A 13,836-nucleotide genomic window follows, 5' to 3' on the forward strand; every position below is an offset into this window, starting at 1 on the left:
TCGGAAGTAAACCGTGCAATCGGTATGGAGCATGAAGAATATGTTACGGTCTGTCGGGCAGACTGTCTACAATTCCTTTATAAAAAGCTCTCACATCTTGCCAGTGATAGAAAGGAGCCATATCCGTCTTCACCGGGATACTTACTTCATGCTCGTGCAGCAACAGTTTTACAATCACATCTTCCGGCGAGCCTTTCTTGCGGAAGAACACCAGCTGTATATTTCCTGCCATCGGCGCAACCTTGTAGTTGCACCACGCCTGATAGAACTTATCGGGGTCGGCCTCCTCGTTATAGCAGTTCTCCAACTTCATCAATCCTGCCAGGGGGATAATGTTTCCATCATGTGCAAAGCGGAAAGTAGCCGAGTTTCTACCCGAAGCAATAGCCTCGTCGGCAGCGGCAATGATGTTCTCCAGTGTCGGTTTGGCGTTTGCCACCATCAGTCCGTTGGTCATGGGCGAGGGACCGTCGCACACGTAGTTCTTGTAGTTGTGTATCTGCCAAATGTCGAATAACTCTTGCTTCTCAAAAATATCATAGAACGATACTTCCTGCTCCACGTCCTGCATGTCCGAGGCTATCGCATAAAGACCGCGCATCAGTTCCTCCGGATTCACACGTTTATGGACAAACTCTTTATCGGAGAAAAGTGAGTTCATCAGACGTTCGGGACGAACATGGCTCTTCTCGAATTTGCGGAACTCCTCGTACCAAGGGCCCTTGTGCGAAGTGAACTTCATGGCTTCCTGCGTATGAAAGTTCAAGTAAGGCATGTATTTGTTGCTGGATTCACGCTCAATCTTCAGTTGGGGATTGAATTCCTTCAGACGTTCGCAGAAGGCATCCATACTGAGTACGCAACGTATTACGAGTGTAGCACATGCCGACATCTCCGGCGCACCTTTAAAGACTTCGGGAAATGCCTGATACATACGTTCGGCAATACCGCGCTGCTGATCCACGCCCACTGGGCTCAAGTCTCCACCGCGTCCTTCGGCATCTGCCCAGACAATAGCCAACCGCTTGCGCACATCTTCGCCCAGCGGAGTAAGTTTACCTGCCTGATGTGCCTTTTCAAACACTTCCATCACACGGATATACTCCTCGTCAGAAATCAGCCAGCGCGAGCCATGACGTCCGAAGTGACTGATATAGAAAGGCTCGTAACCCTTCGGTGCCTTGGTCTGTACACCCGGTGCCGGATAGGCATAATACACTCCTCCGGTAACGGCAATGTTATCGAAGATTTCTTCGCACGTGGCTTGTGCATACGACGATGTATGCACAGCCGATGCGGCAAAAAGAATGGTAGAAAAAACGATTCGTTTCAATCTAAAATTCATAGGATAATAAAGCTTTTCAGTTCAAGAAATCAGGATTTTGTGTCAAATTAGGATTGGTGGTAAACTCGTCCTGCGGAATGGGGAAGAGGTTGTATTTGTCGTCCACATCCTTACCTATGTAAGAACCTGCCACGCCATTGTCACTACCTTTCCAGTCCCAGTTATATCCCTTGGTGAACTTACCAAAACGAATCAGGTCTGTACGGCGAACCAACTCCATGTGCAACTCGCGGGCACGTTCATCCAAAAGGAAATCAAGATTCAACCGACTGTCGCTGATGCGTCCCGATACGCCATTACCATATTTGCCGGACATGTAAGCACGGTCTCTGATTTCATTCACATACTCCAACGCTTCGGTACGCGAACCACCTTCGGCGCCACGCAGAATAGCCTCAGCCGCCATCAAGTAGGCATCTGCCGTACGGAACATCGGATAATCGACAGAGGAGTACTTCGTGCCGCCTGGTTCCAGTTCACTGCCGTCTTTGCGCACGTTTCTCCACTTGATGCAGGCGTAGCCGTTATTGAAATCGCTCTGGAACTCCTTGCCTTCTACCCAAGTTTCTTTGGTGTGGCCAATAGAGAAGAATTGGGCACGCTTGTCTTTCTTGCCGTTCCCCCAGATGTCGTCTGCCACAAAAGTCTGGTCTTCTTCTTCGAACATATCCACCAGCTGTGTCTTTACGCGGGCATTGCCCCAGGTGCCGTTCACACCTATCCGGATATAGTTGCCCATATCTCCATTCATCAACGCCTTAATCAGGAAGTTAGTACCTGCGCTGCCTTGCGCATAGTCTGCATCCTGCACCAGCGGCCAGATGATTTCGGAACAAGTTTCATTGTCTGCCAAGAAGATGTGGCGATAATCGGAAGCCAGCGGATAATTACCTTCCGTAATTACCTTTTTGGCATATTTGTATGCGTTTGTGTATTCATTCTTTCCTACCCAAGTTTCGGCATTCAAGTAAACACGTGACAGCAAGAACCAGGCTGCTACACGGTCCACACGGGCATATTCGTTCTTTTTGGGTTCTTTCAGCAGGGTGGTCAATTCTTCCAGTTCGGACACCACAAAGTTGTAGATTTCCTCGCGAGTGGCTTGCTCGGGCATGTCACCTACTTCCATCGTTTCGTCCACGAAGGGTGTAGAACCGTAAAGGTCGCAGAGCATACTGTAACTATAAGCACGGATGAAGCGGGCTTCGGCACAATAGTATTGATACTCGTCTTTCAAGGCTTCATACACACCTCTCTCCTGCAATTTGCTCTCTGTACATTCACGTAGGAACTCGTTGCAATAGTTAATGGTCATGAAAAGACGGTAATAAGGATAACCCACAATCTCAGTAGAAGCATCCCAATTCAAGTAAAGCATGGCACGTACACCCTTGCTGCCACCGGACTGGAATACGATTTCATCCGTACAAGCTTCCTGCAAGTAGAACAAGGCACGAGTATAACCAGAATATCCTTCATCGATGCCCGACACATCGCCGTCTCCTCCGTCACCACCCTTCTGCCCTGTCTGTATCAGGGCAGCATAACACTTGGCAATCATGCCGATATAGCCCTCGGGAGTAGAGTACACCATCTCACCGGTCAGTTCGTTATCATCCAGCGGCAATGTATCCAGGTCGCCCAGGCAAGAAGCAAAAAGTGACACAGCCAGCAAACATACTGTTACTAATTTGAAATATCTAGTTTTCATAATCATGTATCTGTTTTTAGTCATTAAAAATTAAGGTTAACTCCCAGCATGAACGTACGCGGACGCTGATAGATGTTTTTATCGATTCCGTCATAAAGCTCCGGATCAAGACCGGAGTATCCGCTCAAAGTGCATACATTCTGTACGGCGAAGGAGAGACGGAGCGATGTCCCGTCGTTCCACAGTTTATTGAACGTATGACCGATGGTGATATTGTCTATACGGAAGAAGTTGCCTCTCTCCAAGAAATGGTCGGTGAACTGGCGGTCTTGCGTAAACTTGTTTTCGAGCGTAGAACGCAGGATGTTGCTGGAAACGCCGTTGCTGCCATAGAGTGCATCCAAGGAGTTGGAAGCAGCCACATAGTTATAGACATAGAAACCGAAGCTACCGTGTCCGTTGATGCCCAAATCCCAATTCTTGTAGGACAGATGGGTGGACAGACCGCAATAGTAAGGGGCCTTGGAACTCTTACCAGTGACGTACTTGTTAGAGTCTTCTTCGCTAGAAGTGATGGAGCCGTCTTTGGCAATGTATTTACCGTCCAGCGGCTGTCCGTTTTCGTCATAAGCTTGCTTCAGTAGATAGTAGGTATTCGGAGTCTCTCCTACCATGTGTACTTGCAGATAGCGGCCTGTACCTCCGGCGTTACCTGTCTTTACGTAGTTGCTCTCGTTGTCGATGGTGTTCAGCTTGGTAATCTTTGAGGCATTCCAAGTGAAGTTACCGCTGATGTTCCATTCCCAATCTTTGGTCTGGATGGGAACCAAGTTCACACCGATTTCAAGACCTTTGCTTTCCATATCACCGATGTTGGTTTCGATACGGTTGGTGAAGTTACTGCCGGCAGGTACAAAAATGTCGTTCAGCAGGTCTTTCGTGTTACGCCAGTAGTAGTCAATCGTACCCGAGATGCGGTTGTTCAAGAAACCGTAGTCGATACCGATGTTGTAAGTTTCCGTAGTCTCCCATTTAATGTTGGGATCGTAGCCGTTGGGGCGGTAGGTGGTGTACCACTTGTTACCGAACAAGTATCTGGACTCATCGTAAGATGCAGTATAGGTGGACAAATGCTGGTAGTAGGAACCGATGGACTGCTGGCCGGTCTGACCGTAGCTCAAACGGAGTTTCAGGTCGGACACTACTTTGTTGTCTGCCAAGAAAGCCTCATCGTTCACACGCCATGCAGCGGCTACGGAAGGGAAGTAGCCCCAACGGGTCTCGGGCGAGAAGCGAGAAGAAGCATCGGCACGTAACGTAGCAGTCAGCATATAACGCTGTTTCCAAGAGTAGTTCAATCGACCGTAGAAGGAGAGCAGGTAGAGTTCAGCTTCCTCGTGCTTGGGAGAGGTAAGATCCTCACCCTTGGTGTCGGTAGTGGTATCATGGTTCTTGTACCAGAAACGTTGCCAGCCGTAACCAGCCATGGCATTGAGGTTATGGTCGTTGAAGTCTTTGGCATAGTTGGCGTAGAAGTCGAGTAGTGTATTGCGTTTGTCGTTATGATATGTATAACGCTTTCCGGTACCATCCTGTTCGTTGCCGGTGTACATGGCGGGGGCCAAGTCAGGCATGTTATCGTGTTTGTCTTCCGTCAGGAAATCATACCCCATGTTCAGGTTCAGTCGAAAGTCTTCAAAACCGTGTATTTTATAATCGAGGGCAATATTACCGATGGAGCGTTTGGTCTTGTTCTGCTTGTCGGCAAGTTCCAAGTCGGAGACGGGGTTTGAGGCAGCTAGCGTGATGGGGGTATTACTTACACCCATCCACATATAGTACCCCAAACCTACATTACCGTCATAGTTCTGATATACAGGGCGTGTAGGGTCGAAACCTACGGCACTTCCGATGACACTGGTGGAAACCGGCTTTTCGTCCTCGATGCTACCCTTGATATTGATGTCAACAGAGAGATGCTTGTCGAAGAACTTGGGCGACAAACCGATACTGGCATTGAGGCGCTGGTAGTTGTTGTTTTTCAACGTACCGTTCTGGTTGGTATAGCCCACGGACACGCGGTAAGGCATATTCTTCAAAGCACCAGTCATGGAGAGGTTGTGGTCTGTACCCATTGCCACGCGGTAGATTTCATCCTGCCAGTCGGTATTGACATCACCCAGCTTGAAAGCCTCCGGAGCATTGGCATACTTGGCAAAGGCTTCGCGATATTCGGAAGCGGAAAGTACATCCAGTTTCTTATACACATTGCCCACCGTCACGTTGGCACTGTAGCTGAAAGAGGGACGTGAAACACCGTCGGTGTTTCCTTTCTTCGTAGTGATAATGATGACACCGTTGGAGGCACGCGAACCGTAGATGGCTGTTGCCGAAGCATCTTTCAATACCGTAAACGAAGCAATGTCATTCGGGTTGATAGAGCTGATGGAGGCGTTGCTGACAGGCACACCGTCGATAACTATCAGTGGGTCGTTGTCTGCTGACAAAGAAGCTCCCATACGGATACGGATGGTACCGCCGCTGCCCGGAGCACCGCTGCCCGGTACAATGTTCACACCGGCAACCTTACCCACCAGAGCGTCTTCGGCAGTCAATTGCTTTCCTTTGTTCAGCTCGTCCGGCTTCACAGTTAGCAGAGAACCAGTGACATCTCCTTTCTTCACTTGACCGTAACCGATTACAACGACTTCGTCCAGCATCTCCGTGTCTTCCTGCAAAGTGATGACGAGCGGTGTATTGCTGCCGGTAACCGTCAGTTCCTGGCCCTTAAAACCGATACATGTAATGGAGAGAATATCATTGACGGCAGCTTTCAAAGTAAAGTTACCGTCCACATCAGAGATAGTTCCCACAGAGGTACCCTTTATCAAGATGTTAGCCCCAATCAGTGGTTCACCTGTGTGGTCTTTCACATGTCCTTTCACTGCAATATCTTGTGCCGAAAGTGACAAAGACAAGAGCAATCCCAGCAACGGGAGAATACTCTTTGCGATTTTAATCATGCTTTTCATATAATACAATATATAGTTAATAAAAATAATGTTTGCCAAGAAAAGGAACCAAGCACGCCCGGTTCCATGCAATCCTTATACCCAATCTTCTTAACTAATACTTATCAAAAAACTACAGTTAACTTTAATCTTTTGTCGATGTTGCAAAGGTATATGATTAACTGTCCCGCGAAAAAGGCGAGTAGAAGCTTAAAGTAGACGCAAGCAGATTAGCTTTATCTATAAAACATTAAAAAACAGCATATTGTGAAAATCAGCAGAAAGTAAGAAAGTAGATTCACATAAAGGGCATAGGAGGAGTTTTACCCTATTTTCTGCACCATATTCAGGAAATCTTCTTTAGAAAGAAAGGATTTGCTCCGCACTTTCAAGCGGTAATTATATACGGTCTGCGAAGAGTAATGCAGGAAGGTGGCAATCTTTCCGCTATCTGAAATTCCCAACCGAATCAAGGCAAACACACGGAGTTCCGGAGTCAGCAGTTCGCCCTCTTTAGGATAGATGCGCTCGTTCTCCTGCAAAAGGTTATTAAAGTCGTTCACAAACTTAGGATAGAGTTTCAGGAAGACGCTGTCGAACGTATGGAAGAATTCTTTCAACTCGCCGGTGACAAAGGTGGTGGAGTGGATGGTTTTCACCAGGTCGTCCAGCTGCCCGGCCTTCACTTTCCTTGCCAGCATCTTGCGGAATTCTTCCTGCTTGTCTATATAGACGGAACACATGTTGAAGACGTAGCCGATGTACTCCTCCTTCACACGGTTCGACTCCTGCAACCGAGCATTCAGTTCCTGCAAGTCACCGTTGATGTGCTTCAATTCCTTGTTCATGTCATCCATGGTCTTTCTGGCAAGGGAAAGGCGCTTCATCTGATGATAAATATAGACCAAGGCCACTAGCAATACTGCCGCCAGGATGGATATCCATATAAATAAGGTGACCAGCTGTTCTTTTTCCTCATGCAACTTGGCCTCGTAGGTGGAGTTGATGACGGGCAACATCCCCGAAATCTCCATCGTACGGTAGCGAGCATTACAGAAGGTAGCATCTTGCATGGAGCATTCCATATAGGTATACGCACGTTCTATGTCGCCCTCGCCATAGAGCAGGTTGGCAAGTTTCCAAAGCGAAATGTATTCCTTTGTTCCGCTTTGCACGTCGGCTATTGCCGAGATGGTAAGATATTTCTTTTCCTGCTTGTGGTCTCCTTTGGCACCATAAACGCTTGCCAATGCAACAGAAGGAATGGCAAGGCTGAAGTCCTTCTGGCTATGGATATCATAGCAACCCTCCAAAACACCTATGGCTTCGTCATACTTACCCTCATACAGTAGTTTGTCGCCCAAAGTCAGTTGATAGCCTTGCGAATCGGGACGCTTCACACGCAGAATGGAGTCTTTGTACTGATATGCCAGCCGGGAGTATGACGCCTGCAATTCTTCTGAAAAAGCATAGGATGCCATCAGCGTGTACACTTTATGATAAAGATTATAGTAGTAGAACATATCTATCGCACCCAGTTCCTCCTGGGGAATGTCTTCCAAAATTTCCAGTCCTTCCTTATACATTCCTGTACCAATCATCACCTCTGCCACACGCATACGGGCAGAGTAGAGATGCGATGCTACGGACATACGCTGGGCTACTTCCACGCAACGATTTGCTGCCCACAAGGCAGAGTCCATGCGGTAGGCGCTGTATTTGCCGAACAACTCCTGGTAGATTTCCAGTAATTCCGCATCGGAACGGGTAGCCTTCAGCTGGCACTGCAAGGCATTGATTTGAGACTGACGTTCCAGTGTATATCGTTCACGCCCCTGCACAGATGCATCAAGCACCCGAAGCAATGAATCCACCTCTCTATCTTGGCAGAATAAAGGCATAGTGCAAAACAAAGCGAAAAGGATGGCAAACAAACGTTTCATGCAGTACGGTTTCTCTGTCTATAGTTCAAGATTACATCACAAAAGTAAACATTTACCCGTTGATTACAAAGTTCTTTGGACAAAAGATGTTTGGACGAAATTAGTAAAGGGATACTTTAGCTTTATAAAGCAGAAGTTTAGTAAGCTAACATAGAGGTTTACGGACAAAAATCCCGAATGCTGCTCAGCGGATATTGAAGTCAAGTACTTTCTCTTCCCCAAGATAGCCCTGCAAGTGCTGTCCGATGCTGACGGGACCTACTCCCACAGGGGTACCCGTGAACAGCAAGTCACCGATTTTCAAGGTCATGAAGCGGCTGACATAAGCAATGATTTCATCTACCTGAAAAAGCATATCCGATGTATGACCGCGTTGCACCTCCTTATCATCAATCGTCAAATGGAAGTCCAAATTCTGTACATTGCCGCCCACTTGTTCCAAAGGGACAAAGGTGCCGATAGCTGCCGAATTGTCGAACCCTTTGCAAAGCTCCCACGGATTACCCGCCTCACGGAACTTACGTTGCAAGTCGCGTGCCGTGAAGTCGATGCCCACCGTCACCGCATCGTAATAGCGATGGGCAAAGCGGGGAGCAATATTCTTGCCCAAACGGCAGATGCGCACCACCACTTCCGTCTCATAATGCACTTCGTTGGAAAAGTCGGGGATAAAGAAAGGTTTGCCATCTTTCAGTATAGCCGAATCGGGTTTCAAGAAAATAACCGGTTCCTTATTCTCGTGTGTATGTCCCAGCTCTTTGTTGTGCAGAGCATAGTTCATTCCTACAGCAATAATCTTCATTACTTGATTTCGTTAAAGTTCAGTCTGTTAAACATCACGGCCAGATGGGCATAAAGGGAAGTGTTCTGCACGACAATGTTCTCGGGAACACGGATACGGAACGGGGTGAAGTTCCATACGGCCTTGATACCACCCTCCACCATGGAATCCGTTATCTGCTGGGCTATTTCGATAGGCACCGTCAGCACGCCTATATTGACATCGTACTCCTGCATCTTCTGCTTGAACTTGTCCGAGTGATAGATGGGGATGCCGCTCAGTGTCGTACCCACCAGTTCGGGCTTCACATCGAAAGCAGCTACTATCTCCAAACCGAAATGGCTCAGACCCGAGTCGCGCAGCAAGGCACCTCCCAAGCTTCCGACACCGAACAGAAAGGCTTTGTGTATATTGGTAAATCCCAGGAAATCCTCCAGTACAGCTATCAGCGTGTCCACCTCATATCCCACACGCGTACGGCCCGAGATATTGACATACGAAAGGTCTTTGGCAATCTGTGAAGCATCAATATTGATTTCCTTGGAAATCTGGGTGGATGATACGAATCGTTCCCCCTTTTGTTTCAGCAACTTTACATTGGAAAGGTACCACGGAAGCCGGCGCAAAGTAGGTTCCGGCACCTTCATGGTTTCTTTTTTCTGTAACGGACTGCTCATAGTTTCTTATTTAAGTTCTCAATATTGCGATTGGCAAAAGTAGTGCTTTTTTTCTAATCAGTAACACGGATGCAACAAAAGCTTAACATAATTTCTAATTGCATAATTCCACATAATATCGTACTTTTGGGAAGTTTAAAAGAAAGAAGTATGAAGAATAATGATTGGAAAGAACGGTTGAATATAGTCTATTCCACCAACCCGGACTACAACTATGAGATGAATGACGATGAGGAGCAAGCTACCCTCCCCCCTGCACAACAACGCCTGCGTGTACAGCTGGACCGCAAGAACCGGGGTGGCAAAGTCGTCACTCTTGTCACCGGTTTCGTGGGCACCGACAATAATCTGAAAGAACTGGGCAAATTGCTGAAAAGTAAATGTGGAGTAGGCGGAAGTGCCAAAGATGGAGAAATCATCGTGCAAGGCGACTTCAAACAACGTGTCATCGACCTCCTGAAGGCAGAAGGATACACGCAAACCAAGCCCGTGGGATAAACGCATCATCCGTCTCACTGCAACTGTAGAGGCATAAAAAAGTGACCGTTTAGGAATTCAACTCCATATACGGCCACTTCTTTTTATAGAATCGTTTCTAAGCGGAATTATTCAGCGCGCAAAGTAAAACGTTTGAAGTCAACAACCTTCAATTCAGGATCAGCTTCTTTCAAGACTTCTCTAACTGTCTTCTTGCCGTCCATGATGTCTTCCTGGTTCAGCAAGCAAACTTCTTTCAAGAACTTGCCAAGACGGCCCTTAGCAATATTCTGAATCATTTGTTCAGGCAGATGTGCAGCTTTCTCGGCAGAAACAGTAGCAATGATTTCCTTTGCCTTTGCCACGTCTTCAGCAGTAATCCAGCCTTTGGCCATGTTGCTTTCCATGTGGTCTTCGCTGTCCACGTGAACCGGGTTGATACCAGCCTTCTTCAAAGCGGCCTCAACAGCCTTCTGTACCTGTTCAGCTTTTGTCTTCTCGATAGCAACATCTATTTCCTTCTGCTTGATTTCTTCAGATACGCCATCTTCGTCTACTGCAATCGGGTTCATGGCAGCAATCTGCATGGCAATCTGCTTAGCCAGTCCTTCTTCAACAGCCTTGTTGAAAGCAACAATAGTGCAGAGGCCATTTCTGTTCATGTGGTTATAAACCACAGTGCTTGCACCTTCTACAGTCATGTAACCATCCAACTCCATCTTCTCGCCAGTGATACCGCTACGGTCTGTTACAGCATCCTGTACAGTACCGTTGCCCATCGGCAGAGCTTTTACTTCGTCCAGAGTCTTGCACTTGTTAGCCACGGCAAGGTCCAGAATGTCCTGAGTCAATTTCACGAAATCAGCATTCTGAGCCACGAAGTCAGTTTCGCACTTCAGAGCGATGATAACGGCAAAGTCACCCGTAGTCTTAGCCAGCACACAGCCTTCAGAAGCCTCGCGATCTGAACGCTTAGCTGCAACAGCTTGTCCCTTCTTACGGATAATTTCCATTGCCTTGTCGAAATCGCCTTCAGCTTCAGTCAAAGCATTTTTGCAATCCATCATACCAGCACCGGTCATCTTGCGGAGCTTGGTTATATCAGCCATACTTACAGCCATAATATCTTTTTATTTTAATTGTTAATAATATCCTTATAAAGTAATTGAGAGTTGAGAATAGAGAATTGAGAATTGCCGTAAAGTAACTCTCAACTTTCAATTCTCAACTCTCAACAGTATGATTAAGCCTCTTCTTCCTTCATGAAAGCAGCAGCCTTAGCGGCATTGATTGCTTCCTCGTCGGACTTGTCGAGTCTTGCTTTTGTAGCTTTCTTCTTACCTTTGTTGGCAGGAGCTTCACCGGCAGCTTCCATGTCTACCTTTTCGGCCTTACGTTCTTCCAGACCTTCCTGCATAGCAGCGCAGCAAGCATCAAGAATAACTTCTACTGACTTAGTAGCGTCATCATTTGCCGGGATTACGAAATCGATATTCGTAGGATCGGAGTTTGTATCAACGATACCGAATACGGGAATCCCCAGACGGTTAGCTTCACGAACTGCGATGTTTTCCTTCATTACGTCGATAACGAACAGAGCAGACGGCAGACGAGTCAGGTCAGCGATAGAGCCCAAAGTCTTGTCCAACTTTGCACGTTGACGTGAAATCTGAAGAATTTCTCTCTTGGAGAGGTTTGAATAGGTACCGTCGCTTGTCAACTTGTCGATGGTAGCCATCTTCTTGACAGCCTTACGGATAGTCGGGAAGTTAGTCAACATACCACCCGGCCAACGCTCGATTACATAAGGCATATTTACAGATGCAGCCTTATCGGCAACCACCTGCTTAGCTTGTTTTTTAGTAGCAACAAACAGGACTTTCTTTCCTGATTTAGCGATTTGCTTCAAAGCTTCAGCAGCTTCGTCAATTTTAGCAACCGTCTTGTTGAGGTCAATGATGTGAATACCATTGCGCTCCATGAAGATGTAAGGAGCCATTGCAGGGTTCCACTTTCTTTTCAAGTGACCGAAGTGGCAACCGGCTTCCAATAATGTATCAAAATTTGTTCTAGACATTTTCTTTTAAATTAATCGTTTACTTTCTTTTTTGTTTCTTCTAAACCAACCGCCGGGTAGTCTGAATCTGAAGAGTCCCGGTAGTTTAGATACTAAACGCTTTTTCAGTTGAGAGTTGAGAGGTGAAAGTCGAGAATTAAGCAACTTGTCCGCCCCAACCGTTCTCCAACTCTTAACGTTTACTGAACTGGAATCTACGACGTGCTTTCGGTTGTCCCGGTTTCTTACGTTCAACAGAACGAGGATCACGAGTCATGAAACCTTCAGAACGGAGAGCAGCCTTGTCCTCAGCATTGATTTTCACCAGTGCGCGGGCAATTGCCAAACGCAAAGCCTGAGACTGGCCGGTGAAACCGCCACCGCAGAGATTAACTTTGATGTCGTACTTTTCAGCAACACCCAGCTTATTCAACGGCTGTTTAACTACATACTGAAGAATGCTTGATGGAAAGTACTCTGCGAGGTCTCTCTTATTAATAGTAATCTTTCCAGTACCTTCGCTTACGAAAATACGTGCAATTGCACTTTTACGTCTGCCTAATGCATTTACTACTTCCATTATCTCTTATTTAAGTACGTTAATATCAATCATTTTCGGGTTCTGAGCATCGTGTTTGTGCTCGCTGCCGGCATATACATACATATTGCCCAGCAATTTTGCGCCCAACTTGTTCTTAGGCAACATACCCTTTACTACTTTTCTCAGTAACTTGTCATCACCGTTCGGTTTTGCCTGCAAACGGGCAGGAGTGATTTCTCTCTGGCCGCCGGGATAACCTGTATATGACAGATATACCTTGTCATTCCACTTGTTACCGGTTAATTTTACTTTGTCGGCGTTGATAATGATTACATTATCGCCACAATCTACGTGAGGGGTAAAGTTTGGTTTATACTTTCCTCTCAACAGTTTCGCAACTTTTGCGCCCAGACGGCCCAATACCTGGTCTGTAGCGTCAACAATGACCCATTCTTTAGTCACTGTAGCTTTGTTTGCAGAAATGGTCTTGTAACTTAAAGTATCCACTCTTAATTGTTTTTTAAAATGTTACTACTAAAATGTTTTTCTTCACCGCAAGCCAGTCATCCCGGACAATGGAAGATTAACTCGCTATGAATTAAATGCTTATCCTTTTGAGATAATAATCGGCTTGCAAAGGTACGGTTTTTCTTAGAACTGGCAAAAGTTTTCCACTTTTTTTTAGAGAGCCACTTGGCTGATATACAACAGACAAAGTTATCCTGCGGAGAAACGAAAGAATCTCCGCTAGAACAACTCTTTATGATGCGGCCTTCATCGGCCAATGCCGTCATAGAAGACCTTCAAAGCTGCATTGAGAAAGAAACGGGAAAGAGAAAGAAATATCAACGGACAAGGTCCTCGGGGAATTTCGCGGGCATGCCCACCCGCTTCCATGTTTCATGGAACCATGTATTCAGTTCATTCCCATTCAAGTCCTTAGCTATAAAATACTTCAGGTACATTACCCCGTCGTCCCCTATTTCAAACTCCAATATATTGTCTTTGTGGTCCAACATGGGCAGATGGATGTTTTTCTCAATACTTTCCTTATAGGAATTATCCGTCAGCTGCTGATAAGTCCCATACCCCGTGATGATGGCATCCTTGCCAGGAATCATTGTAAAGTTGACAATGCGGCCGTCATCACTCAGCACTTTAAAGGTATTACTCGGTTTCAATATCCCGGGAACATCCGGGATTTCGGACACATAATGACATAACTGCCAAATTCCTGCCAGTTCCGCAGGCCTAAACTCTGCGCTCTCCTGCGCATTGGCTCCCGCTACCGCAAGCAGCACCGCTGCCAGCATGGTAAAGAAATAGTTCCGTTTCATATTCGTATGATGTTGGT

Annotated in this window: 12 protein-coding genes; 1 reads left to right on the top strand and 11 read right to left on the bottom strand. The window is 46.6% G+C overall.

The window, feature by feature from the left end:
• Nucleotides 1-43: 43 nt before the first annotated feature.
• From DWZ67_RS03315 to DWZ67_RS03340, 6 genes are all read right to left on the bottom strand, one after another.
• A complete protein-coding gene (locus tag DWZ67_RS03315) occupies nucleotides 44-1,345 on the bottom strand; it encodes a histidine-type phosphatase (RefSeq protein WP_120138117.1) in 1,302 nt (433 codons plus the stop codon).
• A 16-nt stretch (nucleotides 1,346-1,361) separates the two neighbouring features.
• The gene (locus DWZ67_RS03320; protein ID WP_005833437.1) at nucleotides 1,362-3,056 is read right to left on the bottom strand and encodes a RagB/SusD family nutrient uptake outer membrane protein; all 1,695 of its coding nucleotides are present in this window, start codon (nucleotides 3,054-3,056) and stop codon (nucleotides 1,362-1,364) included.
• A gap of 23 nt (nucleotides 3,057-3,079) precedes the next feature.
• Nucleotides 3,080-6,028, bottom strand: a complete 2,949-nt coding sequence (locus DWZ67_RS03325) for a SusC/RagA family TonB-linked outer membrane protein (protein WP_120138151.1) — start codon at nucleotides 6,026-6,028, stop codon at nucleotides 3,080-3,082.
• A gap of 302 nt (nucleotides 6,029-6,330) precedes the next feature.
• The gene (locus DWZ67_RS03330; protein ID WP_016274428.1) at nucleotides 6,331-7,950 is read right to left on the bottom strand and encodes a DUF6377 domain-containing protein; all 1,620 of its coding nucleotides are present in this window, start codon (nucleotides 7,948-7,950) and stop codon (nucleotides 6,331-6,333) included.
• Nucleotides 7,951-8,134: 184 nt separating this feature from the next.
• Nucleotides 8,135-8,752: a fumarylacetoacetate hydrolase family protein gene (locus DWZ67_RS03335; RefSeq protein ID WP_016274429.1), complete on the bottom strand. Its 618-nt coding sequence runs from the start codon at nucleotides 8,750-8,752 to the stop codon at nucleotides 8,135-8,137.
• The gene (locus DWZ67_RS03340) at nucleotides 8,752-9,408 is read right to left on the bottom strand and encodes a redox-sensing transcriptional repressor Rex (RefSeq protein WP_016274430.1); all 657 of its coding nucleotides are present in this window, start codon (nucleotides 9,406-9,408) and stop codon (nucleotides 8,752-8,754) included. Before DWZ67_RS03340 ends, DWZ67_RS03335 begins: the two co-directional genes overlap by 1 nt.
• Nucleotides 9,409-9,558: 150 nt before the next feature.
• Here DWZ67_RS03340 and DWZ67_RS03345 point away from each other — a divergent pair, with 150 nt between their 5' ends.
• Entirely contained in the window at nucleotides 9,559-9,906 is a 348-nt protein-coding gene (locus DWZ67_RS03345; RefSeq protein ID WP_005833443.1) for a translation initiation factor, read from the top strand.
• 107 nt (nucleotides 9,907-10,013) lie between these two features.
• Here the strand turns inward: DWZ67_RS03345 and tsf are convergent, their stop codons facing one another.
• The 5 genes from tsf to DWZ67_RS03370 form a co-directional block, all read right to left on the bottom strand.
• Complete coding sequence (tsf, locus tag DWZ67_RS03350; protein WP_120138118.1) at nucleotides 10,014-11,006, bottom strand: translation elongation factor Ts; 993 nt, start codon at nucleotides 11,004-11,006, stop codon at nucleotides 10,014-10,016.
• A 122-nt stretch (nucleotides 11,007-11,128) separates the two neighbouring features.
• Nucleotides 11,129-11,962, bottom strand: coding sequence for a 30S ribosomal protein S2 (gene rpsB, locus DWZ67_RS03355; RefSeq protein ID WP_005829604.1), 834 nt, complete (start codon nucleotides 11,960-11,962; stop codon nucleotides 11,129-11,131).
• 172 nt (nucleotides 11,963-12,134) lie between these two features.
• Entirely contained in the window at nucleotides 12,135-12,521 is a 387-nt protein-coding gene (gene rpsI, locus DWZ67_RS03360) for a 30S ribosomal protein S9 (RefSeq protein WP_005829603.1), read from the bottom strand.
• A 6-nt stretch (nucleotides 12,522-12,527) separates the two neighbouring features.
• Nucleotides 12,528-12,989, bottom strand: a complete 462-nt coding sequence (rplM, locus tag DWZ67_RS03365) for a 50S ribosomal protein L13 (RefSeq protein ID WP_005829602.1) — start codon at nucleotides 12,987-12,989, stop codon at nucleotides 12,528-12,530.
• A gap of 338 nt (nucleotides 12,990-13,327) precedes the next feature.
• Nucleotides 13,328-13,819: a DUF4488 domain-containing protein gene (locus tag DWZ67_RS03370; RefSeq protein ID WP_005829599.1), complete on the bottom strand. Its 492-nt coding sequence runs from the start codon at nucleotides 13,817-13,819 to the stop codon at nucleotides 13,328-13,330.
• Between the last annotated feature and the right edge of the window lie 17 nt (nucleotides 13,820-13,836).

The organism is Bacteroides sp. AF34-31BH (assembly GCF_003602795.1).
In the GTDB taxonomy this organism is placed as follows: domain Bacteria; phylum Bacteroidota; class Bacteroidia; order Bacteroidales; family Bacteroidaceae; genus Bacteroides; species Bacteroides uniformis.